The organism is Blautia schinkii, assembly GCF_013304825.1.
GTDB lineage: Bacteria > Bacillota > Clostridia > Lachnospirales > Lachnospiraceae > Blautia_A > Blautia_A schinkii_B.
This window is the reverse complement of the sequence record NZ_JAAWUO010000020.1, coordinates 18,821-42,067: the sequence shown is the minus strand read 5'-3', so window position 1 is coordinate 42,067 and position 23,247 is coordinate 18,821. Positions and strand designations below refer to the sequence as shown.

At 43.2% G+C, this 23,247-nt stretch carries 19 protein-coding genes; 4 read left to right on the top strand and 15 right to left on the bottom strand.

Annotated features, from left to right (window positions below; genetic code table 11):
• The first annotated feature begins 363 nt into the window (after positions 1 to 363).
• The gene (locus HFM85_RS14050; RefSeq protein ID WP_092070503.1) at positions 364 to 903 is read left to right on the top strand and encodes an RNA polymerase sigma factor; all 540 of its coding nucleotides are present in this window, start codon (positions 364 to 366) and stop codon (positions 901 to 903) included.
• Positions 900 to 1,694 (top strand): hypothetical protein, encoded by a 795-nt coding sequence (locus HFM85_RS14045; RefSeq protein WP_173722932.1) that lies wholly within the window; start codon positions 900 to 902, stop codon positions 1,692 to 1,694. Before HFM85_RS14050 ends, HFM85_RS14045 begins: the two co-directional genes overlap by 4 nt.
• A gap of 18 nt (positions 1,695 to 1,712) precedes the next feature.
• Here HFM85_RS14045 and HFM85_RS14040 read toward each other — a convergent pair whose 3' ends face one another.
• The 11 genes from HFM85_RS14040 to HFM85_RS13990 form a co-directional block, all read right to left on the bottom strand.
• Positions 1,713 to 2,054 carry a type 2 periplasmic-binding domain-containing protein gene (locus HFM85_RS14040; RefSeq protein WP_173738919.1) on the bottom strand — a complete coding sequence of 114 codons (342 nt, stop codon included), beginning with the start codon at positions 2,052 to 2,054 and terminating at the stop codon, positions 1,713 to 1,715.
• Between the two features lie 257 nt (positions 2,055 to 2,311).
• Positions 2,312 to 2,773: an NUDIX hydrolase gene (locus HFM85_RS14035; protein WP_173738918.1), complete on the bottom strand. Its 462-nt coding sequence runs from the start codon at positions 2,771 to 2,773 to the stop codon at positions 2,312 to 2,314.
• A complete protein-coding gene (gene add, locus HFM85_RS14030; protein WP_173738917.1) occupies positions 2,770 to 3,786 on the bottom strand; it encodes an adenosine deaminase in 1,017 nt (338 codons plus the stop codon). Before add ends, HFM85_RS14035 begins: the two co-directional genes overlap by 4 nt.
• Before the next feature lie 121 nt (positions 3,787 to 3,907).
• Positions 3,908 to 5,698: an aminopeptidase P family protein gene (locus tag HFM85_RS14025; protein WP_173738916.1), complete on the bottom strand. Its 1,791-nt coding sequence runs from the start codon at positions 5,696 to 5,698 to the stop codon at positions 3,908 to 3,910.
• Positions 5,699 to 5,703: 5 nt separating this feature from the next.
• On the bottom strand, positions 5,704 to 6,507 hold the full coding sequence (thiD, locus tag HFM85_RS14020; RefSeq protein WP_173738915.1) for a bifunctional hydroxymethylpyrimidine kinase/phosphomethylpyrimidine kinase: 804 nt from the start codon (positions 6,505 to 6,507) through the stop codon (positions 5,704 to 5,706).
• A gap of 28 nt (positions 6,508 to 6,535) precedes the next feature.
• The gene (locus HFM85_RS14015; RefSeq protein WP_173738914.1) at positions 6,536 to 7,192 is read right to left on the bottom strand and encodes an HAD family hydrolase; all 657 of its coding nucleotides are present in this window, start codon (positions 7,190 to 7,192) and stop codon (positions 6,536 to 6,538) included.
• 160 nt (positions 7,193 to 7,352) lie between these two features.
• On the bottom strand, positions 7,353 to 8,765 hold the full coding sequence (locus tag HFM85_RS14010; protein ID WP_173738913.1) for an amidophosphoribosyltransferase: 1,413 nt from the start codon (positions 8,763 to 8,765) through the stop codon (positions 7,353 to 7,355).
• A gap of 176 nt (positions 8,766 to 8,941) precedes the next feature.
• The gene (locus tag HFM85_RS14005; RefSeq protein WP_243251338.1) at positions 8,942 to 9,409 is read right to left on the bottom strand and encodes a TspO/MBR family protein; all 468 of its coding nucleotides are present in this window, start codon (positions 9,407 to 9,409) and stop codon (positions 8,942 to 8,944) included.
• Positions 9,410 to 9,587: 178 nt separating this feature from the next.
• Positions 9,588 to 12,155, bottom strand: coding sequence for a heavy metal translocating P-type ATPase (locus tag HFM85_RS14000; protein ID WP_173738911.1), 2,568 nt, complete (start codon positions 12,153 to 12,155; stop codon positions 9,588 to 9,590).
• 33 nt (positions 12,156 to 12,188) lie between these two features.
• Positions 12,189 to 12,500: a metal-sensing transcriptional repressor gene (locus tag HFM85_RS13995; RefSeq protein ID WP_119240028.1), complete on the bottom strand. Its 312-nt coding sequence runs from the start codon at positions 12,498 to 12,500 to the stop codon at positions 12,189 to 12,191.
• Between the two features lie 94 nt (positions 12,501 to 12,594).
• Entirely contained in the window at positions 12,595 to 14,175 is a 1,581-nt protein-coding gene (locus tag HFM85_RS13990) for a PucR family transcriptional regulator (RefSeq protein ID WP_173738910.1), read from the bottom strand.
• Positions 14,176 to 14,470: 295 nt separating this feature from the next.
• On the opposite strand from HFM85_RS13990, the gene HFM85_RS13985 reads away from it, so the two are divergent.
• On the top strand, positions 14,471 to 15,865 hold the full coding sequence (locus HFM85_RS13985) for an MFS transporter (protein ID WP_173738909.1): 1,395 nt from the start codon (positions 14,471 to 14,473) through the stop codon (positions 15,863 to 15,865).
• Between the two features lie 65 nt (positions 15,866 to 15,930).
• Entirely contained in the window at positions 15,931 to 16,941 is a 1,011-nt protein-coding gene (locus HFM85_RS13980) for a uroporphyrinogen decarboxylase family protein (RefSeq protein WP_119240025.1), read from the top strand.
• 82 nt (positions 16,942 to 17,023) lie between these two features.
• Here the strand turns inward: HFM85_RS13980 and miaB are convergent, their stop codons facing one another.
• The 4 genes from miaB to alaS form a co-directional block, all read right to left on the bottom strand.
• Positions 17,024 to 18,421, bottom strand: coding sequence for a tRNA (N6-isopentenyl adenosine(37)-C2)-methylthiotransferase MiaB (gene miaB, locus HFM85_RS13975; protein WP_173738908.1), 1,398 nt, complete (start codon positions 18,419 to 18,421; stop codon positions 17,024 to 17,026).
• Positions 18,422 to 18,552: 131 nt separating this feature from the next.
• Entirely contained in the window at positions 18,553 to 20,127 is a 1,575-nt protein-coding gene (gene cls / locus HFM85_RS13970; RefSeq protein WP_243251335.1) for a cardiolipin synthase, read from the bottom strand.
• An 85-nt stretch (positions 20,128 to 20,212) separates the two neighbouring features.
• Complete coding sequence (gene rpsU, locus HFM85_RS13965) at positions 20,213 to 20,389, bottom strand: 30S ribosomal protein S21 (RefSeq protein WP_004222305.1); 177 nt, start codon at positions 20,387 to 20,389, stop codon at positions 20,213 to 20,215.
• 166 nt (positions 20,390 to 20,555) lie between these two features.
• Positions 20,556 to 23,198, bottom strand: coding sequence for an alanine--tRNA ligase (alaS, locus tag HFM85_RS13960; protein WP_173738907.1), 2,643 nt, complete (start codon positions 23,196 to 23,198; stop codon positions 20,556 to 20,558).
• Between the last annotated feature and the right edge of the window lie 49 nt (positions 23,199 to 23,247).

Genomic DNA, 23,247 nt, shown 5'->3' with positions numbered 1-23,247 from the left:
ATATTCATCAACGATGGATACCAGGTTGTGTTTTGTATATCAGCTGCCACAAGGGATGATGACATGATCTTTGCTGTGAAATTCAGGCATAACCTGCCGGATCATGAAGTCTGCCTATCAGTGTTTTTTCGCTGTATAATGTTTTTGCCGTACAGGGTCACTTTCCTTTGTAATGTTTTATGCCAAATTCATTATACATCAGGAAATCCTGTACGATATTTTTTTATAAAAAAGTTGTAAAGTGGTGTATCAATATCATAATTTTCTAAAATTGAAACTTTTTGCGCTTTGACAGGATATATAAGAATGTAAAGGTTAAAAGCTTTTAATTTTTGAAAATATTAAAAAGAAAGTAGGATTGATATGACAGATGAAGAAGAACTTTTGCAGCGTCTCAGGAACAGAGAAAAAAATTCAATAGATGAAGCAATCCGAATTTATACGCCGTATTTGAGTACTGTTTTGTATCATATGGCCGGCAATTCACTGCCGAAAGAGGATATTGAAGAAATTGTGGCAGATGTGTTTGTTGTACTTTGGAAGAATACCGGGAGGATAGATTTGCAGAAAGGTACATTACGGTCATATCTTGCTGCTGTTGCCCGGAATTTTGCTCTGAAACGGATAAACAGAAAGATGGATCATACATCTCTTGAAGATATTGAGCTGTCAGATGGCAAAAATTTCATGGAAGAGAATTTTCACAATAATTATGTATGGGAAACAGTTATGAGCCTTGGCGAACCTGACAGCGAGATTTTTGTAAGGCGGTATAAATTTGATGAAAAAATCAAGGATATTTCAAAAGCAATGGGACTTAATATTTCTACAGTTAAGACCAGACTTTCAAGAGGAAAAAGAAAACTCAGAAAAATGTTATCGGATGCGGAGGAAAAATTATGAGAAGAAAAAATTTGCTTAAAGAATTGGGAATACAAAAACAGGCAGATATTTCCTGCAATGCTCTTGATATTGATACAGAGAATGTCAGACAGAGAGTTTATGCAAAACTTGACTTCGCAGATACAGAAAGGAAGCAAACGACTATGAGATCAAAAAAGAAAATATTACCTTTGTTGATAGCTGCAACACTTACAATTGGAGTTACTGCTATGGCAGCAACAGGAAAGATTTCAATGTGGACAGGTTCATCTGCATCACGTGCTGATTATACATCTCTTCCAACGTCAGAACAGATTACAAAGGATATTGGGTATAGACCGGTATTGATTGATACCTTTGAGAACGGGTACTGCTTCAAAGAGGGCAATATTATAAAAAACAGTTTTAAGGATGGCAATGCAAATGTAATTGAGAATTTTAAATCTGTGTCCTTTGATTATCAGAAGAATGGAGATGTTGTATTGTTTGAACAGCAGAAATTTAACTCAAAACTTACTCCGTCAGGTGATATTATTGCCACTGTAAATGGAACAAATTTGTATTATGTACATTATATAAATAAAGTGGTATCAGATGATTACGAATTGACAGAACAAGATAAAAAAGACCAGTCCAGTGGAAAAGTTGTATTCAGTTACGATGACAGTGCTTCTCAGATTGAAGTCAGTCAGGTTCAAAGCGTTAACTGGAATAAGGATGGCATCCAGTATGATTTGCTGCAAATAGATGGAAAATTATCTGCCGGAGAACTTGCAGATATGGCGAGAGAGGTTATTAATAACAGAAGATAAAGAAAAAAGATGGTGGATTCAGTCCGGTTCACCATCTTTCAGCTGTTCAAACAGATCCGACCATTCTCCGTAGACATATTCGTATTTCCAGCCTGTGTAAGAGGCAAGCTTCTGAAGATATTCATAACTGTAACCGCTCTTTGGGGAATTATCATCCGTTCCTTCCTGGAAATTATGAGAAAAATAATAGCCCACTTTTACAGTTTCCTGTTCTTTAGCAGATACGCTGCCAGTGAAAAAAGCCAACATTCCCATACAGAAAAACAAAGATACTGCGATAAAAAATGACTGATGTACAGATCTGGAAAACAGACGTGCAAAATTCCCTTTTGTACCTCGGTCTGACACTGTTTTGTTCATAGGCCCCCCCCCCGTTAACTACATTATATAAATTTCCCCGATTATTAAATAATAATTATACACTTTAAGACAATATACTGTCATTTTTTATGGAAATCAACTTGTATAAACAACAAACGGAAAGAAAAAAGAATACCGGATTCACGCAATATTTCACATGAATCCGGCATTTATATATGGTATATGATGGCACAGGCATAAAAAACTTTTTTGTTTGAATTTTTTTCAGCTGTGAATAGATTTTCAGTAATTATTTCTCAATACAAATAAATGCTTTTCCCAACAAGTTTATCGCCTTCATATTGTAATTTTATTGAGAAAAACCGTTCTTCCCCTGAAAGCAGCAGATCAAGGAATACTTTATCTCCCTCCCATGCAGGAAGTTCGGGTACTGTGTTTTTATCGATCCAGCAAAGTTCACCTTCATTACATTCGATCAACTCGCCAGTATATCCATCTGCTGTAAAAACACACATAAGTTCTGATTCACATTCATTGTTTATAAACGTTACCAGACCACGGAACTTATATGATGTAAGTGTAAAACCTGTTTCTTCCTTCACTTCACGCACAAGACATTCTTCCGGTGTTTCCTGATCTTCCACATGTCCGCCAACACCGATCCATTTTCCTTGATTCATGTCATTTTGCTTTTTTATTCTGTGAAGCATCAGGTATTGATCGTTGTTTTCTATATAACATAATGTAGTAGTTTTCATCTTTTTTCATATGTTTCAGAAAAAAGCTGTTTACGTAATTCATTTTTTCTGTCTGCTGAGGTGAAAGCTGCTTCGACTGAATTAAGGATGAGCTGCTTCTGCTGCTCTTTTGCAATGCCTGTCAGGGATTCCATGTATTTAAATTCCCTGGACAGGGATGTCCGTTCAATAGCTGGATCATCTGTATTTAATGTTACTTTAAGGCCTCTTTCCAGGAAGGTTTTCAACGGATAAGAAGACATATCTGCAACTGCTTTTGTCTGGCGGTTACTTGTTGGACACATTTCCAGAAAAATTCCGGCATCTTTTACAAGCTGGATCACTTCTTCATTTCCTGCGATACGCACACCGTGTCCAATCCTTGTCGCTCCCATGCGAACCGCTACCCTTACATCATCCGCATCACCAGCTTCGCCTGCATGAATAGTAAACGGGATTTCATCTTTTTTTGCTTTCGCAAAAAGATCCTCATAATCTTCTGTCGGGAAAAGTGCTTCCGCACCTGCAAGGTCAACAGCGACAACGCCCCCATCTTCCACAAGATATTTCCGGGCCAGTTCCAGTGTTTTCAGATTGTCCTGCTGATTGGATTCTCCGCGCATGCAACATAAGATCAGATTACCTGGAATCGGCGATTTTATCAATCCACGCATCGCAGATTGAACAGCATTTTCCTGGGTCATTCCCTTCTGAGTGTGAAGCTGTGGTGCAAATCGAAGTTCTGCATAAATCACGCCGTCTTTATGCATTTCAGAGAGAACAAGATAAACGGCATCTTCCAGTGCTTTTTCTGTCTGGAGCAGAGAAAGCGGCAGCTCAAAACATTTCAGAAAATCATTAAGATCTTGGCAGGAATCCGGTACAGAAAGGAGAGCTGTCAATTCTTTGTCAGTTTTTGCCGGAAGTGTGATCTGCTGCAATGCTGCAAGTTTTTTTGCAATGTCTACGCTAATGCAGCCGTCCAGATGCGCATGAAGGTCGATATAGTGATTTATTCTATTTTCTTTTTTCATAGGAAATAAGTACCTCCCTGTTCTGATTTTTTTCTGTTTTAGCATAAAAAAGAACGTATGAAATTCCACAGTTTACGGAAGCCTGCGTTATTTTCTATGTTTCAGGACTTAATTCCAGATATTATATAGCCTGAGTCACCTCTTTTAACCAGCTTTTTTCATCTTCATCCAGATATGGAGAAATTTTCTCATATACAAGTGCGTGATACTGATTGAGCAAAGCTCTCTCTTCTGCTTCCATCTGTGCCGGGTCGATTCCTTCCAGATCAAAAGGTACCATGGTCAAAGATTCGAATTTCATAAACTGGCCGTATGCTGTCTTTTCCGCTTTTTTGCATACGATCAGGTTTTCGTGGCGGATTCCGAACTCATTTTCTGCGTAGTAACCTGGTTCATCGGAAGTGATCATGCCTTCTTCCAGCACAGGGGCCGGACGGTCTGCAGGATTTTTCCAGCGAAAGCTCTGTGGGCCTTCGTGTACATTGAGAAGATAGCCTACTCCATGACCGGTTCCGTGGTTATAGTCCTCTCCCATTGCCCAGAGCGGACCTCTTGCTATGGAATCCAGATTCAGTCCCGTACATCCGTAACGGAATTTTGCAGCTGCCAGGTTTAAATGTCCCCGAAGCACAGCTGTGAAATATTTCTTCTCCTTTTCTGTGACCGGGCCAAGTACGACGGTGCGGGTAATATCTGTGGTTCCCTCCAGATAATGTCCGCCTGTATCCATCAACACCAGTCCTTTTGGTTCCAGAGGGATATTCGTTTCTTCTGTTGCACCGTAATGGACGATTGCCCCATGAGCACCATAGGCAATGATCGGATCAAAACTGTTCCCAAGGAACTTTTCCTGTTCGGAACGGAAATCATAAAGCTTATCAGCTGCGGAAAGCTCTGTAATCTCCTGTTTTCCAACATTCTTTTTCAGCCAGTGAATAAATTTCACCATTGCAACTCCATCTTTGATATGGGCAATCTTCTCATTTTGGACTTCTGTTTCATTCTTGACAGCTTTCGGAAGAAGCGTCAGGTTTTCTCCGTCCAGGATTGTCACTTTTTCCGGGATATTGCTGATCAGGCGGCTGTTTACATTACTTCTGGAAAGATAGATCTTTTTCTCCCCGGATATTGTCTGCACATAATCATAAATATCATTGTACGGATAAATGGTAACGCCATCAGCAGAAAGTGCCTTTTTTACAGATTCCGGAAAAGCTTTTTCATTGGCAAAAAGGCGGATCTCTTTCTCATCCATCACAAGATAGGAAAGGACTACCGGGCAACAGTGAATATCGTTTCCGCGGATATTTAAAAGCCATGCGATATCATCCAGGGAAGTGAGTACAAAGAGAGATGCGCCTTTTTCTTTTAATTTAGTACGGATCTCCTGGATCTTGTCTTCTCTGGATTTTCCAGCCCATTTCACATCAAGCTCCATCACCTGTTCACAGGAAAGAGACGGACGATTCTGCCAGATTTCACCGATCAGATCCTCGTTTACAGAAAAACGTACCTGCTTTTTCTCCAGATTCTTTTTCAGCTGATCTGCCTCTTCTCCGCTGACTGTACGGCCGTCAAAACCAAGGCACATCCCTTCTTTCAGATTTTCTTCCAGAAATTTATGGATGGTTGGAACATCTGGTTCTCCCATCTTAAAAAGTGTGACGGGTGTTCCCTCTAATTGCTGCGCTGCCTGAATAAAGTATCTTCCATCTGTCCAGAGACCTGCCATATCCTGCATGATCACTACAGTTCCAGCTGAACCGGTAAAACCTGTGATATATTTCCTACATTTAAAATAATCGCCTACATATTCTGAACCGTGGAAATCATCGGTTGGAACAAGATATGCATCAATTCCCTTTTTTTTCATCAGCTTTCGAAGAGCTACGATCCGTTCTGTAACTGTCATAAGTTTTATGCCTCCTCTGTGAAGTTATTTTTTATTGCAAAGCCATGATCCATAGGTCCGCTGCCTTTTCCAAGGTCAAGCATAGCTGCAAGTGCTCCTGAAATATAATCTTTGGCGCGGTTTACGGATTCCTCCATGGAGAATCCTTTTGCAAGGTTGGAAGCAATGGCAGAAGAGAGAGTACATCCTGTTCCATGAGTATTCGGATTGTTAATACGCTTTCCTTCAAACCACCGGTAAGCTCCGTTCACATAGAGCAGATCATTGGCATCATTAAGCTGATGTCCACCTTTGCAAAGAACTGCACAGTGATATTTTTCAGATACCTGGCGGGCTGCTTCGATCATAGCTTCTGCAGTTGTGATCTGCATTCCGGTCAGTACCTCCGTCTCCGGAATGTTCGGAGTCAGAAGATCGGCCAGAGGAAAGAGTTCATTTTTCAGAACATCGACTGCTGCCTCACTGATCAGTCTTGCACCGCTGGTTGCCACCATAACCGGGTCAACTACGATGTTTTTTGCCTTATATCGGCGAAGTTTCCCGGCGATCACCTGGATCAGGTCACTTTCCGAAACCATTCCGATCTTTACTGCGTCCGGAAAAATATCGTTAAAAACAGAATCCAGTTCCTGACCGAGAAATTCAGCTGTTGCATTCTGGATCGCTGCAACACCGGTTGTATTCTGTGCTGTCAGTGCTGTGATAGCACTCATTGCATAGACACCGTTTGCCATCATGGTTTTGATATCAGCCTGGATACCTGCTCCTCCGCTGGAATCGCTGCCTGCTATGGTTAATGCTGTTTTCATATGTATTATCCTCCGTTTTCCGTAAAATCTATTCCATATAATTTAAAAGTTCATTTAAAGACCTGCAGTAAATATCTGCCTTTTTTTTCAGCTGTTCCTGATCCGGTTCTCCGAAAGGATCGAAAATTCCTGCTGTCTGAAAACCTGCATCTCGGGCCGTAATCAAAGCATACAGGGAATCTTCCACAACAAGCGTTCCATTGGGACTGGAATTCAGAGACTTTGCCGCTGTGAGATAAATTTTCGGAGAATATTTGCTCTCTCCGATCTCGCTTGTCGTATAGATCTCTTTCAGATAAGGAAGCAGATGGTTTCGCTCCAGTGCTTTTCTTACATGCTCTCTGGGACTGGATGTAGCTGCCACTACCGGAATTCCCAGCTTATTTATTCTCTGCAAAAGTGCTTCTGCACCTGGTTTGGCTTTCACTTCTTCGAAATAAAAGGTCTGTATTCTGGTTTCCAGTTCCTGTATAATCTCTTCTTCTGAATTTTCAAGAGAAAATGTATCTTTCAGCCAGGCAGCTCCCTGTTCCATACTCATAGAAAAAAGGATCTCATCCATATCCGGAACAGGTGTATATCCATGTTTTACAATAAATCTTCTTCCAAGCTCCTTCCAGATAAAAAGAGAATCCAGAAGCACTCCGTCTATGTCAAAAATAATAGCATTTATCGGGTAAGTCATTTCTTTTATACTCCCTGTTTTGTATACTCTAACAAAAACACGGATATGTCTCTGAGACATATCCGCATCTTATTTTTTTATAATGCTATTATAGTCTGTCAAGGCATGAAATGCAACGGTGAGTTAGCGACCGCTTCGTAAAGCTATTACATCCCCAGATTTATTCTTTGCCGTTAAAGCAGTATGTACATACATTACACGGATCAATCCCGATAGATTCCAGAAGATCATCCAGCCTGTGATAGCGAAGAGTGGTAAAGTTCTGCATCTTGCAGATATCCTGTACCATCTGCTCGTATTTTTCTGTACGTGGATCTGCATATTCATCCAGAATTTCCTGCGGACAGTTGGGACCCTCTCTTTTCTCGATGACCTGACGGGCAATCAGTTCCATCTCGGATTTGGAACGGGAGAAGTTTAAATATTTACACCCATACATGATCGGTGGGCAGGCAGGACGAACATGAACTTCTTTTGCACCGCTTCGGTACAGAAACTCGGTTGTTTCACGGAGCTGGGTTCCACGTACAATAGAATCATCAATGAGAAGAAGTTTCTTATCCTTGATCAGGGCACGTACAGGGATCAGCTTCATCTTGGCGATCAGATTACGCTGGTTCTGATTGGTGGGCATGAAGGATCTTGGCCAGGTCGGTGTATATTTGATAAACGGTCTTGCGTAAGGAATTCCGGATTCATTAGCATAACCGATAGCATGAGCGATACCGGAATCCGGAACACCGGCTACAATATCCGGATGAACAGAATCGCCATCTCTTTTTGCAAGCATGCTTCCACAGCGGTAGCGCATTTCTTCTACATTGACGCCTTCATAAGAAGCTGTCGGATATCCATAGTAAACCCAGAGGAAGGAACAGATCTTCATTTTCTTTCCAGGCTCTACCAGAGTTTTTACACCATCTGCCGTGACAAATACAATTTCTCCAGGTCCAAGTTCCTTATAGTCTTCATATCCCAGGTTGATATAGGCATGGCTTTCAAAAGACAGACAGTAGGAGCCTTCTTTATGACCGATCTCTACCGGAGTACGGCCCATCTTGTCACGGGCTGCATAGATTCCGTCTTTTGTCATAAGAAGTAGTGTCATGGAACCATCGATCAGCTCCTGTACATACTGGATACCCTCCACGAAATTGTCTTTTTCACAGATAAGGGCTGCGATCAGCTCTGTCACATTGACTGTTCCGTTTGTCATTTCCTGAAAATGTACCTTGGTGGTATCATACAACCGTTGCAGAAGTTCGTCATAATTGTTGACCTTTCCCACAAAGGTAAGGGCAAAACTTCCGATTCTGGAACTGAACAGAAGTGGCTGTGGCTCATAATCGGAAATACATCCAATTCCCATGTTACCTTTCATGGAACCTACATCCCCGTCAAATTTTGTACGGAAAGGTGTGTTCTCAATGTTGTGGATGGCACGGTCAAATCCATTTTCACCGTAAACTGCCATTCCGCCGCGACGTGTTCCCAGATGGGAGTGATAATCTACTCCGTAAAAAAGTTCCAGTACGCAGTCTTCTTTTGATGCTACTCCAAAAAATCCGCTCATAATGTGCTCCTCTCTGCTTCCATAGTTTAACGATTCTTTATTTTTCGTACATCCATAATCGTTTTTCAGTATAGCATACGGCACAGAAAAATAACAATTAATTCAGAGGATATTTCGTCTTTTTCAAAATAAATCATAAGGATATTAGCCATATTTATAAAAGATTTCTGCTTTTTCTAATTCCACAGTGCAATAAAAAGATTCAGATATCCGGCAAACGTCAGCCATATAATATACGGAATCATCAGATAGACAGCTTTTTTGGAAAATCCTGCAAATACACGAATACACCAATATACCAGTCCCCACAGAAGAAGCAGCCACAACAGGGCAAATGTATACCAGCCGGCACCAAAAAAGAAAAACGGCCATAAAAAGTTTACCGCAAGCTGAATCCCATATAAAGTAAGTGCCTGGTTTCTGGCTTTGCTTTCCGGTCTGGACGCGACCAGCCAGGATGCAGTTCCCATCATGATAAACAAGATCGTCCACACAACAGGGAACAACCATCCCGGCGGAGATAAAGGTGGTTTGTCAAGCCTGGCAAATACCTTCATTCCATTTCTTGTAAAAAATCCCGAAACTGCACCTGTAGCTAACGGCACTGCTATACAGGTTATCAGCTTTTTGGTTTCTTTCTTCAAAAAACATCCTTCCTTTCCTCTCATCCAATGAGTTTCATGTAAAAGGGTTATTTAACAGCCTGTTATTTTCTGATTTAGTATATTTCCGGAACCTGATTTTTATACATAAAGAAACAGCCCTGCTTTTTACACAGAGCTGCTTTTTTACAAAAAATTTATTAAAGGGATTGGGATTCACTTATTCCTGTGTGATGCCTTTGAACTCGTAGCCGGCTTCTTTGATCACTTCTTCAACCCTGGCCTCATCAACCTTCTCCGGTGCAGTGAATACGGTTGTTCCGCTCTCGTGGGAAGATACCACATCCTCAGCACCAAAAGCTGCCTGGATTGCTTTGTTTACATGTGCCTCACAGTGACCGCACATCATTCCTTCTACATTAACTGTTACTTTTACCATAGTTTTTGTCTCCTTTTCCTGTTTTTTATCTTCTTTATTTTCATCATGACTGATGTTTAAAGTTACCGGATTTTTCAGTGCCTTATCACGGGCTGTGCTATGAACCTTGAAGAGATTCAGTCGAAGTGCATTGGTTACCACGCAGAAGCTTGACAGGCTCATTGCCGCAGCACCGAACATCGGATTCAGTGTCCAGCCGAAGATCGGGATCCATACACCTGCTGCCAGGGGAATACCGATCACATTGTAGAAAAATGCCCAGAAAAGATTCTCGTGGATATTTCTGAGTGTGGCACGGCTCAGACGAACTGCAGCCGGAACATCACTTAAACGGCTCTTCATCAGAACAACATCTGCCGCATCAATGGCAATATCGGTTCCCGCTCCGATGGCAATTCCGATATCTGCTCTTGTAAGTGCAGGTGCATCGTTAATGCCATCGCCTACCATGGCAACCTTTCCCTGTTCTTTCAGAGAACGGATCACACTCTCCTTTCCGTCAGGAAGAACTCCTGCGATCACATCGTCAACGCCAGCCTGCGCCCCGATAGCTCTTGCTGTCCGCTCATTATCACCGGTCAGCATCACCACACGGATTCCCATATTCTGAAGCTCTTTTACCGCACGTGGGCTGTCCTCCTTGATCACATCTGCCACTGCGATGATTCCCAGAAGCTTTCCGTTTCTGGTAAAAAGAAGCGGCGTTTTTCCCTGTTCCGCAAGTGCTTCGGCTTTTGCCTGAAGATCTGACGGAACACGGGTCTGGCTGCTGATAAATTTCATACTTCCGCCTGTCAGCGTGTCATTTCCAAGCACTGCTGAAAGACCGTTACCCGGAAGTGCCTGGAATCCGGTAACCTCTTCCGGAACCAGCTTCTCTTCCTCGGCTTTTTTCAGAACAGCTTTTGCAAGGGGATGCTCGCTTTTTTTCTCCAGGGCACAGGCAAGTGTGAGAAGTTCTTTCTCTGTAATGCTCTGTGCAGGCAGAATATCTGTCACTTCCGGCTGACCGCTTGTGATCGTTCCTGTTTTATCCAGCGCAACGATCTGGACTTTTCCCGCTTCTTCAAGGGAAACCGCTGTTTTAAAGAGGATTCCGTTTTTGGCGCCCATACCGTTTCCTACCATAATGGCAACCGGCGTTGCAAGTCCAAGTGCACACGGGCAGCTGATAACCAGAACAGAAATGCCTCTTGCCAGCGCATAACCAAAGCTCTGTCCGACCAGAAGCCAAATGATCGTCGTGATCACGGCAATGGTAATTACGGCCGGAACGAACACTCCGGAAACACGGTCTGCGATCTTGGCAATGGGAGCTTTTGTAGCGGCTGCATCACTGACCATTTTTATGATCTGGGAAAGTGTGGTATCCTCTCCCACACGGGTAGCTTCACATTTAATGAATCCAGACTGGTTGACTGTTGCTGCGGAAACCATATCTCCGGTTTCTTTATCTACCGGAATACTCTCACCGGTCAGTGCAGATTCATTGACTGCGGTAGTACCTTCCAGGATCACACCATCCACAGGAATGTTCTCACCCGGACGTACAACAAAGATCTCACCTTTCTGTACCTGTTCAATAGGGACGTTAAGTTCCTGCCCGTTTCGTACTACAACTGCTGTTTTCGGTGCCAGCTTCATCAGGCTTTTCAGGGCATCGGTGGTCTTACCCTTTGAGTGGGCTTCCAGCATTTTTCCTACAGTGATCAGTGTCAGGATCATGGCTGCGGATTCAAAATAGAAATCCATCATGTAATTCATGACTGCTGCAGAATCTCCATCTACCTGTGCTCTCGTCATAGCAAACAGTGCATAAACACTCCATACAAAGGATGCCATGGAGCCAAGTGCTACCAGGGTATCCATGTTCGGGGAACGATGCCAGAGACTCTTAAAACCGCTGATAAAGAATTTCTGGTTGATCACCATGATAATTCCTGCAAGAAGCAGCTGTACCAGTCCCATGGCTACATGATTGTCATCAAACCATTTCGGCAGCGGCCATCCCCACATCATATGTCCCATAGAAAAGTACATCAGAACAAGCAGGAATCCGACGGATGCAATGAGACGCCTTTTCAAAACAGGGGTCTCATGATCCTCCAGTGCTTCCTCGGCCGCTGACATGGAAATTTTTTCGCCGGCGGCACCTTTCAGGGAAGCTCCGTAGCCTGCCGCTTCCACTGCCTTTATGATGTCCTGTGCAGATGCGCTTCCCTCCACTCCCATGGAGTTGGTAAGAAGGCTCACCGAACAGCTGGTAACACCGGGAACTTTGGATACGGCTTTTTCTACCCGGGCAGAGCAGGCTGCACAGCTCATACCAGTTACGTTATATTGTTCCATTCTCTCTTAATATCCTCCTAAAATATATTATCCCTATTTCATCAGCTTCTGGAGGGTTGCTACAAGCTCATCGATCGTCTCGTCCTTACCTTCCCGGATATCTCTGGCGACGCAGGTACGGATATGGGTGGCAAGCAGCTCTTTATTAAAAGCATTGACTGCGGCATTGACCGCTGCGGACTGGATCAGGATATCGTTGCAGTAAGCATCATTCTCCATCATTCCTATGATGCCCCTGATCTGTCCTTCAATACGTTTCAGACGGTTGATCAGCTTCTTCTTCTCCTCCTCGGAACGTGCAGTGTGTTTCTCACTGCAGCAGGGACAGGCTTCTTTTTCAGTCACAGGCTGTCACTCCTTTCTCTTTCAAAATACCCTCATGGGGTATTCGCTTTACATGGAACAATATATACCCTCATGGGGTATTTGTCAATACCTGTCAGGAAAAAGTTTTTGTACCTTCCATCAGACAATAGGACAGCTGAAGGATCAGCCGTTCTTTGGGATCGTCAAGATTGATCTTTGTCAATTGGGTGATCCTCTCTATCCTGTAGAAAAGAGAACTTCTGTGTATGAAAAGAGCTTTTGCTGTCTGAAGTGCATTTCGTTCCAGCTTGAGATAGATCTTCAGGGTTTTATACAGCTCCGTATTATTTTTGCTGTCATAATCCTTCAGCACATGCAGAGCATGGGAACACAAAAGCTTCGGCGAAAGATTTTCACCCGCTTCTTCCAGAATGTATTCCAGAAAATATTCGTCAAAGCGGTGACACCAGATCATGCTGTCGTATTTTTCGCCAAGATGAAGCGCTGTTTTTGCCTGAAAATACCCCTGGGGAAGCTGAAAAAAATCTGCAAGTTCTGCACTCGCCCCCATTTTAAATAGTCCTTCTCTTAAAATAATCGCCAGTCCGCTGATCACCTGAGCAACACTGGAATTCTCAAAAGAAAGATTGACGATCACCACGATTCCCTGCTGATAGATAAAGGCCCTGCCTTCCGGAATCTGGGATTCAATATGTCCCAGTGTCGCAACCGAGGAATGCATTTTTTCATCCAGCTGTTCTGCCTCCAGCCGCAGGCAGAGATAACGGTCCGTTCTGTTCCAGTTAAGAAAATACAGAAAGTCCTGAACCTTGGCCGGATCTGAGATCTTTCCATCCAGAAAATCCGTAAAAAAGCGTCGGGTATCTGTTCCCAGATTCAGATGAAACAGATTGTGGTGCTGAATGCAAAGCTCAATAAAATTACCAAGATACTGTAATGCCGCAAAATTCCCAGGATGAAACGCGGTCTGGATCTCATTTACGCACAGCCGCCCCTCATAGCTTCCATTTACCCAGAGATTCCTATACAGGATGCGATACCCCCTGAGATCCTCATTGTAAATATCCGGCCCTTTTGTGGAAAGAGTTCTTAAGTATTCCAGGTCTACTTTAAATTCGTGGATCAGATTTAACGGAACCATCATCCTTCCGGTTCTGGAGTCTCTCTCCCATACAGACATAGGACCTGTTCTGTACGGACAGGCCAGAATATAGAAATTCGTATCATGAGCAAAAAGAGGATTCTTAAATATGGGAACACTTGCTTCCAGCATATTGTCCAGAGGCGCTTCACTATTCAGGGAAAGCTGTAGCTTTCTGTCCCATTCTCTGTATTTCTCAAAGACCTGCTGTGCAGAATTCATGATCCCGGCAAACTGTTCCTGCTGACCTACCATAAGTACAACACAGCTTTCATGAAAATTGTGATAGTCTGTCTGTCCTGCAATAAGAAACGTTCTGTTTTCATAATGACAGAATTCTTCTGTAACCTGTGAGGCAGTCGCAAGATAAATATAATTTTCGGATAAAGTGATTTCTTTCTGAAACAAACGGACACCTGTCAGCCGGTAAGGATCTTCTCTTCCAAACAGGGCAGTCTCTGCAAAAGAATCCGCAAATTCGTCAATCAGAATCTGGCCATTCAAAAGAAACCTTTCGGATATATTGTCATAATCATTACTGTTATTGTGCATTTTTTCTCCTTTTACTTCCTGTCATTTCGATCATTTGTACAATTATAACATAAATATTTATGAAATACAGTATTGTTTTTTGTATAAGTTTACATCTCTGATTGTACAAAACGTCTGAATATATTCATAAAAAATGAAACCCTGTGCGGATTTACGGACCATTTATTCTGCTGTATACTTGTCCCATCAGAAGAAATCCAGGATCACGGGAAAGTGATCCGCAAGTACTCGCGACGTGCTTTATGTGCTTTATTATGAAACCGGAAACTGTTTTTTGGATAACAGGGGGATTTTTATGGGAAATGAAAAAAAAGAAACCGAACGCAAAAAAGGTCTCAGCAACGCACTGAAGTACTTTTTCGGAGTCGGAGACGCAGGCTTTGTCCTGATGAGTAATATCGAAACTTTTTACTTTATGACATTCCTTACTGACCTGGCTCAGTTCAGTGCCGGAATCGCAGGTGTGATCAATTCTGTTTTTACTATTGTAGATGCCTGTCTTTCCTGGCTGTACGGAGGAATTATCAACGGCACGAAAGCAAAAAAATGGGGACGCTACCGTTCCTGGCTGATCCTGGTTCCGTGGATGGTCCCGTTCCTGTACGCATTCATGTTCATCCGCATCAGTGATAACGAGATCTTATCCGCAATCGTGATCATTATCGCATCCATTTCTTCACACGTTGTATGGAATTTCAGTTATGTTGCAAACGCAACACTGATCAGCGTTGTAGGAAAAACTCCTGAGGAAAGAGCAATTCTTGCTTCTTCCCGTGCAACCTGGAATAATGTGGGCGGACTTCTGTTCTCCTATCTGGGACTTCCTTTTGCAACACTGCTGGCAGGCTACGTAGGCGAGAAAAACAAATTTGCAGCTGCCGCGTTCTGTCTGGGCGTACTTATGGTAGTCACCTATTTTGCACATTTCAAAATGACCGAAGGATATGAAGAGATCGAAACAGAAGCTACAGGAAAAGCAAATGACAAGACCAAGGTTTCCATTCCGGAAATGTTTGCTTCTCTTTTCCAGAATCCACCTCTTATGGTCCTGATGCTGGCTGACCTGGCTAAATGGTGTGTAAAATTCGTAACTGCCGCATCTGCAATCTACTATTTCCGCGATGCCATGGGAAATCCGGGATTAATGGTGACTTATACCTTCTGTATCTCTCTCGGTGCGATCATCGGAGCATTTACCATGCGTTTTATCGCAAAAGCACTTTCTTCCCGTACAACCATGATCGTGGCTTACGGCGGTATGGCGGCAGCATTGTTTATGATCTATCTTTTCTATGGAAATGCCTATACAGTTATCGGTCTTATGACTCTGGCACAGGTATTTTATGGAATGGCTTTTGCAGCTTCTCCTGCTCTGTATGCAGATACGGTTGTCTATGCCACATGGAAAAGCGGTAAGGATGCTTCCGGATGGATCATGGGACTTCAGAATCTTCCACTTAAGGTTGCTGTTTTCCTTCGAGGAACCATCTTAAGTGCCTGCCTGGTCGCAGTAGGCTGGAAATCCGGTGTTGTCCTGGAGGGTGCAGCACGCCAGGGAATGACCATTGCTTTCGCACTGGTTCCTGCTATCTTCTGCCTTGTGGGAATGATCCTTCTTCTTGTAGGATTCCGGATCACCAAGGATAAGGTTGCTTTTTATCAGTCAGAGATTGACGCAAGAAAAAACTGATATTTAACAGGATGTTAAACATAAGACATAAATTTTAAGACATTTTTATAAAGGAGGAATTGTTTATGTTATCAGCAAAAGAGAATTTTCTGGAAACGATCAAACCGGACGGAAAACCGGATCGTCTTGTAAAACAATATGAAGGTGCTGTTTTTTATCCGCCTAACCCAGCAGCATCCTATATCCGTGGCAACCGTCATCCGGGTATGGATCCTCTGATCGACCGTTTTGGTACTGAAATCCTGTGGCCTGCAAATCAGGTTGCTGCCATGCCACATGTTACTGATAAAAACAAGGTGATCAGCGACATCACCGAATGGAAGGAACAGCTTGTGATGCCGGATCTTCAGGCAAACTGCTCCGATCCTGCTCTCTGGGAGCCTTTTATCAAAAAAGCTGATGAAATCCGCGCAAACGGTGACCTTGTTATGGCCTTCATGCCTACCGGTGTATTCGAAAGACTTCATTTTCTTATGGGCTTCGAGGATATGCTGATGAATTATCTTCTGGAACCGGAAGATATGATGGATCTCTGTAATGCCATCGGCGAATACCGTTTCCAGTATATGAAGCTGATCGTTGATTATATCAAACCGGATGTAATGCTGTCCCATGATGACTGGGGCTCCAAGCATTCTCTCTTTATCAGCCCGGAAACCTGGCGTGAATTTATCAAGCCACAGTATGCAAAAACCTATAAATACATGAAGGATCATGGTGTGATCGTCATGCATCACGCTGATTCTTTCCTGGAGCCGATCATTGAAGATATGGTAGATCTTGGCATTGATATATGGCAGGGAGCTTTGCCGGAAAATGATATTCCGAAGCTTCAGAAACAGCTGAACGGCAGAATGACTCTGATGGGCGGTATTGATGCTGCCATCGTTGACCGCGCTGATTCCACAGAAGAGGAAATCCGCAAGGAGGTAAGAAGAGCCTGCCAGAGCTATGGCCCTGGTGGTCATTTCATTCCGTGTATCACTTATGGCGGTCCAGGATGCCTGTATAAGCATGTGGACCCGATCATTGATGACGAGATCGATAAATACAACAAAGAAGTTTATGGTGTTTAACCAGACGTCAAATAAACAAGGCAAATAAAAAAAGGAGGCTGATCCGTATATGGTCAGTCTCCTCTTTTTTTATTTTCTGTTCTTATTCTTCTACCATATGGCCAAAATAATAAAATCCTTTGCAGGTGTCAAGACTTACCTTGACATATTTGCCGATCAGCTCCTTCTCTCCCGGAAAGTGGACAAGGAGATTATGCTGGGTACGGCCTGTGAGTGTACCTTTCTCACGGTTTTCATCTTCTACCAGGATCTCCTGAACAGTTCCCTGGAAACGTGAAGAATTCTCCCTGCCTTTTTCCTGCACCAGAGCAAGAAGGCGGCTAAAGCGATCCTTAACAACGTCCTCCGGTACCTGATTCTCCATTCCTGCTGCCGGAGTTCCGCTTCGCTTGGAATAAATAAATGTAAAGGCTGTATCGTAGTTGGCTTTTCTTACTACGTCCAGAGTCTCCAGAAAGTCCTCTTCTGTTTCTCCCGGAAATCCAACCATGATATCAGTTGTCAGAGAGATATCCGGAATCGCTTTACGGATCTTATCTACCAGTAAAAGATATTTCTCTTTATCATAGCGGCGGTTCATCTCTTTTAAAACTCTGCTGCTTCCGGACTGCAGCGGAAGGTGAAGGTGATGACAGATCTTTTTGCTCTCAGCCATGGTCTGGATCAGCTCATCGGAAAGATCTTTCGGATGTGAGGTCATGAAACGGATGCGCCTCAGTCCTTCAATCTTCTCCACTTCTTTGAGGAGCTGGGAAAATGTCACAGGTGTTTCCAGAGTTTTTCCGTAAGAGTTTACATTCTGGCCAAGAAGCATGATCTCAGTTACTCCATCTGCAACCAGTTCCTCGATCTCACGGATAATAGCCTGTGGCTCACGGCTTTTCTCTCGGCCGCGAACATACGGCACGATACAGTAGCTACAGAAGTTATTGCACCCAAACATTACGCTGACACCTGTTTTGAACGGGTATTTGCGGGATGTCGGCATACCCTCTACGATTTCATCGGATTCCTTCCAGATATCAATGATCTGCTCATCTGTCTGCAGTGCCCTGTAAAAAAGTTCAGGGAATTTATGGATGTTGTGGGTTCCGAATACAAGATTTACATATTTATATTCCTTGCTGATCTTCTCCACTACATGATGTTCCTGCATCATGCAGCCAAAAAGTACGATCTTCATATCCGGATGACTGCGCTTAATGCTCTTTAAATGTCCCAGATGTCCATAGATTTTCTGGTTGGCATTCTCACGGACTGTACAGGTGTTAAATACTACGGCATCGGCATCTTCCGTATCTACCATCTCATAGCCCATCTTCTCCATGATAGCTGCAATGGACTCTGTCTGGATGGAGTTCATCTGGCATCCTTCATTCTGGATATGGAAAGTAGGGCGGCGTGTGCTGTTTTCAGCAAGAAGTTCCTTACATTTCTCAATGTACTGAAGCTGAAGCTCTGTTTCTTTATTCTGGCTCAAATTGATTCCTCCAATAAAATTATTTATGTATTCTTATGCGGTATTCTTCGTTAGACAATATCAGACGGGAGCTTAAAGAAACCCCCGTCTGATATATCATACAGAATTTATACTTGTCTGTCAAAGAGTTTTTACAGCAGCGGAGCAAAAACCCTCAGTATATTCTGCATGGCACGTACTGTGATATTCCGTTTCAGACAGAATTCCAGATCAATGCTGCTGCAATACTCAAGTGTCTCCAGAAAATCATTACGGATATCCAGTACCACATCATTCTTATACAGCCATACACCATCCTCAAAATGCAGATAAAGACTTCTATAATCAAGGTTGATGGTTCCCACAACTCCTACTTTGTCATCGCAGACAAAAGATTTTGCATGAAGGAATCCCGGCTGGTATTCGTAGATTTTTACACCGGATTCCAGGAGCTGTTTATAATAAGACTGGGTCAGAAGAAATACCATCTTCTTATCCGGGATGCCAGGTGTCATGATCCGAACATCCACGCCGCTTTTTGCCGCAAGGCAAAGGGCTGTCATCATCTCGTTGTCGATGATCAGATACGGTGTACAGATATAGACATAGTTTTTGGCACGGTTGATGATATTCAGATAAACATTCTCACCTACGACCTCATCATCAAGTGGTGAATCGCAAAATGGTTGTACATAGCCGCTTCCTTCGAATTGTTCCGGATGCCATCTGTGAGGTACATAGTTGCCAAAATCAGAAGAAGTATCTGTTCTGCTAACGATTCCCCACATATAAAGAAACATGGCTGTCATATTCCAGACACCGTCACCTTTAAGCATAACGGCTGTATCTTTCCAGTGCCCGAAACGCTTGCGCTGATTGATGTATTCATCTGCAAGGTTAATTCCACCTGTAAAACCTGTCCAGCCATCGATCACGCAGATCTTGCGGTGGTCACGGTTATTCTGGATAATGTTAAGGATCGGGCGGAAACGATTGAATACTTCACATTTAATTCCATGTTTGCGCATTTCTTCATCATATTTATAAGGCAATGTAGTAAGACAGCCAAATCCGTCATAGATCAGCCGGACATCCACGCCTTCTTTCGCTTTTTTCTCAAGGATGTTCAGGATTGTATGCCACATAACACCGTCATTGATGATAAAATATTCAATGAATATGAAATGTTTCGCCTGTTCAAGCTCATGGACAAGAACCGGGAACATATCGTCTCCTACCTGAAAATATTCTGCAGAAGTGTTCTCGTAAACAGGATATCTGGAATACTTCCATATATATTCTGACTGGATAGCCATGGACTGGTCGTCTTCCATCAGGTGGTTTCTGGTGCTCTCTGAGCCTTCCAGATATTCTGCTGTCTCGTTGATCAGTTTCTGATAATGTTGTTCCATGACTGTTCCAATTCGCGATTTACCGAACAGAAGATACAAGGAAACACCAAAAACCGGAAAAACAAGGATCAGCATTGTCCACGCAAGTTTATAGGAAGGGTTAATCTTCTTGTTTACGATCCAAAGGACAACCAGAAAACCGGCTGCCTGCATTCCGATCGTTACCCATCTGGAATACTCCATGAGACGGAACAATGCGATCAGCAGCCATGCCAGCTGTACGATCAGAGCAAGTGCTACATAAAAAATTCGATTAAACAGTAATTTCAGAAGTGACTGCAATGGTTTGATTATTAGTTTAATGATTAAGTTCATATTTTTTCCCTTTTGTCAAACTGTCTGCTGCTCTTTTTTAATTAAAAATCCCTGACCATATAGCCAGGGATTTTTTTGCGCACAATTAATTATATTTACGTTTTCTTGCGGCTTCAGATTTTTTCTTACGACGAACGCTTGGCTTCTCGTAATGCTCTCTCTTACGGATTTCCTGCTGGATTCCCGCCTTAGCACAGCTTCTCTTGAATCTGCGAAGAGCGCTATCTAAAGTCTCGTTCTCTTTTACGATAACGTTTGACATAGACTCACACCTAACCTCCCTCCAGTTGTAGATTGTGCTAAAATACAACTGTCTGGGTATTTTTCTTGCACGAGTGTTATTATATATCATAACACAAGGTTTCGTCAACAGCTTTTCGCATTTTTTATGAAAAATTTGTCAAAAATGTAAATCTCGAATATTATACTTATTTTGTCAGCTGTTTCTCCAGGATTCCTGCTGCTGCATCCATAGCTTCCTGAGCTTTCTCCGGATTCTTTCCGCCGGCCTGTGCCATGTTCGGACGTCCACCGCCGCCACCGCCAACGATAGCTGCTACTGCCTTGATGAGATTTCCTGCATGAGCTCCCGCTTTCTGAGCTGCATCTGTTGCCATTGCAAGGAGATTTACCTTACCGCCGTTTACTGCAGCAAGAAGGACAACACCTTCGCCGAGCTGTTCTTTCAGCTTGTCACCAAGATCTCTCAGGCCGTTCATATCAACGCCATCAACTTTGGCGGCAAGGAGTTTCACGCCGTTTACTTCAATGACTTTATCCATAACATCACCAAGTGCACTCTGAGCTGCTTTGCTCTTGAGGGACTCGTTCTCGCTCTGAAGTGCTTTTACCTCAGACTGAAGATGGCCGATTTTCTCTACTACCTCAGATGTATTAGCCTTTAATGCTTTTGCTGCCTCATGAAGAAGCTCTTCCTGTTTTCTGTAGTAGTCGATAACAGCTTTGCCTGTCAGTGCCTCAATACGGCGGACACCTGCTGCAATACCGGACTCGGAAACGATTTTAAAGAGCATGATGGAGCTTGTGTTCTTTACATGTGTACCGCCACAGAGCTCTTTGGAGAAGTCACCCATGGATACTACACGTACCTTCTGGTCATATTTCTCACCGAAAAGAGCCATTGCTCCGGATTTCTTGGCCTCTTCCACATCCATGACATCTGTATGGACATCAAGACCTGCCTGGATCTCTTTGTTTACAAGCTCCTCTGCTGCCTGGATTTCCTCAGCTGTCATAGCCTGGAAATGAGCAAAATCAAACCGAAGTCTGTCCGGTGTTACAAGAGAACCCTTCTGCTCTACATGGGAACCCAGAACAGTTTTCAGCGCTTTCTGAAGAAGATGTGTTGCACTGTGGTTTTTCTCTGTATCTTTTCTTGCATCTTCATTTACTTTCAGGGATACTGTCTCGCCTGCGGTGATCATGCCGGACTCCATATGTCCTACATGGCCAAACTTGCCGCCGCGCAGTTTGATGGTGTCCTCAACAACAAATTTACCGTTTGCAGTCTCGATCACACCGGTATCGCCTTCCTGTCCACCCATAGTTGCATAGAAAGGAGTCTGTTCTACAAATACAGTACCTTTCTGTCCTTCTGTGAGAGAATCTGCAATCTCTGTCTCTGTGGTAAGGACAGTTACTTTGGAATCAAAAGTAAGATGATCATAACCAACGAACTCTGTAGTTACATTGACATCAATATCATCATATACAGTTGCATCTGCGCCCATATAGTTAGTTACTTCACGGGCAGTACGTGCTTTGACTCTCTGCTCTTCCATTGCTTTCTGGAAGCCTTCCTCATCAATACCGTAACCTTTTTCCTCAAGGATCTCTTTTGTAAGGTCAAGAGGGAATCCGTAAGTATCATAAAGCTTGAATGCGTTTTCACCGGAAAGAGTTTTCTCGCCAGCTTTCTTCATATCCTCTTCCATATCAGAAAGGATGCGAAGTCCCTGGTCGATGGTCTTGTTGAACTGATTCTCCTCGTTTGTGAGAACACGGAAGATAAACTCCTTCTTCTCCTCAAGTTCCGGATAACCGGCTTTGGAGCTCTCGATCACCTGCGCACTTAATTTTGCAAGGAATGTTCCTTCAATGCCGAGAAGACGTCCGTGACGTGCTGCACGGCGGATCAGACGACGGAGAACATAGCCGCGGCCTTCGTTGGTTGGCATGATTCCATCGGAGATCATAAATGTTGCAGAACGGATATGGTCTGTGATCAGACGGATAGAAACATCGTCTGCATAGTTTTTCTCATATTCTTTATGTGCGATCTCGCAAACAAGATTACGAAGTGCACAGATCGTATCTACATCAAAAATAGAATCTACATCCTGAACAACTACAGCAAGTCGCTCAAGTCCCATACCTGTATCAATGTTCTTCTGCTTCAGTGTTGTATAGTTTCCATTTCCATCATTCTCAAACTGTGTGAAAACGTTGTTCCATACTTCCATGTAGCGGTCACAGTCACAACCTACTGTACATCCTGGTTTACCGCAGCCATATTTTTCCCCACGGTCATAGTAAATCTCAGAACATGGACCACACGGACCTGCACCATGCTCCCAGAAGTTGTCTTCTTTTCCGAAACGGAAAATACGTTCGGCCGGAATTCCGACCTCTTTGTTCCAGATATCGAAGGCTTCATTATCATCCAGATAAATGGATGGATAGAGACGGTTTGCATCAAGTCCTACAACCTCTGTAAGAAACTCCCAGGACCAGTGAATTGCTTCTTTTTTGAAGTAATCACCAAAAGAGAAGTTACCGAGCATTTCAAAGAATGTACCATGGCGTGCAGTTTTACCTACGTTTTCGATATCTCCTGTGCGGATACATTTCTGGCAGGTTGTCACTCTTGTTCTTGGCGGTTTCTCAGCACCTGTGAAATATGGTTTCAGCGGAGCCATACCTGCATTGATCAGAAGAAGACTCTTATCTCCCTGCGGAACCAGGGAAAAGCTTTTCATTACAAGATGTCCCTTGCTTTCCATAAAATCAAGGAACATCTTACGAAGTTCGTTCACTCCGTACTTTTTCATGTTGTTATCCTCCTTGTGTCAGCCCCTTTTTGCAACATTCCCTGATCTT

Excerpts from the sequence above, each read along its gene's own strand:
- HFM85_RS14010 (WP_173738913.1), bottom strand. The coding sequence starts at position 8,765 with ATGAGCGGATTTTTTGGAGTAGCATCAAAAGAAGACTGCGTACTGGAA.
- HFM85_RS14015 (WP_173738914.1), bottom strand. The coding sequence starts at position 7,192 with ATGACTTACCCGATAAATGCTATTATTTTTGACATAGACGGAGTGCTT.
- HFM85_RS14000 (WP_173738911.1), bottom strand. The coding sequence starts at position 12,155 with ATGGAACAATATAACGTAACTGGTATGAGCTGTGCAGCCTGCTCTGCC.
- HFM85_RS13990 (WP_173738910.1), bottom strand. The coding sequence starts at position 14,175 with ATGCACAATAACAGTAATGATTATGACAATATATCCGAAAGGTTTCTT.
- HFM85_RS14025 (WP_173738916.1), bottom strand. The coding sequence starts at position 5,698 with ATGACAGTTACAGAACGGATCGTAGCTCTTCGAAAGCTGATGAAAAAA.
- HFM85_RS14045 (WP_173722932.1), top strand. The coding sequence starts at position 900 with ATGAGAAGAAAAAATTTGCTTAAAGAATTGGGAATACAAAAACAGGCA.
- add (WP_173738917.1), bottom strand. The coding sequence starts at position 3,786 with ATGAAAAAAGAAAATAGAATAAATCACTATATCGACCTTCATGCGCAT.
- HFM85_RS13980 (WP_119240025.1), top strand. The coding sequence starts at position 15,931 with ATGTTATCAGCAAAAGAGAATTTTCTGGAAACGATCAAACCGGACGGA.
- HFM85_RS14040 (WP_173738919.1), bottom strand. The coding sequence starts at position 2,054 with ATGAACAAAACAGTGTCAGACCGAGGTACAAAAGGGAATTTTGCACGT.
- alaS (WP_173738907.1), bottom strand. The coding sequence starts at position 23,198 with ATGAAAAAGTACGGAGTGAACGAACTTCGTAAGATGTTCCTTGATTTT.
- HFM85_RS14050 (WP_092070503.1), top strand. The coding sequence starts at position 364 with ATGACAGATGAAGAAGAACTTTTGCAGCGTCTCAGGAACAGAGAAAAA.
- thiD (WP_173738915.1), bottom strand. The coding sequence starts at position 6,507 with ATGAAAACAGCATTAACCATAGCAGGCAGCGATTCCAGCGGAGGAGCA.
- HFM85_RS14035 (WP_173738918.1), bottom strand. The coding sequence starts at position 2,773 with ATGAAAACTACTACATTATGTTATATAGAAAACAACGATCAATACCTG.
- rpsU (WP_004222305.1), bottom strand. The coding sequence starts at position 20,389 with ATGTCAAACGTTATCGTAAAAGAGAACGAGACTTTAGATAGCGCTCTT.
- cls (WP_243251335.1), bottom strand. The coding sequence starts at position 20,127 with ATGAACTTAATCATTAAACTAATAATCAAACCATTGCAGTCACTTCTG.
- HFM85_RS13985 (WP_173738909.1), top strand. The coding sequence starts at position 14,471 with ATGGGAAATGAAAAAAAAGAAACCGAACGCAAAAAAGGTCTCAGCAAC.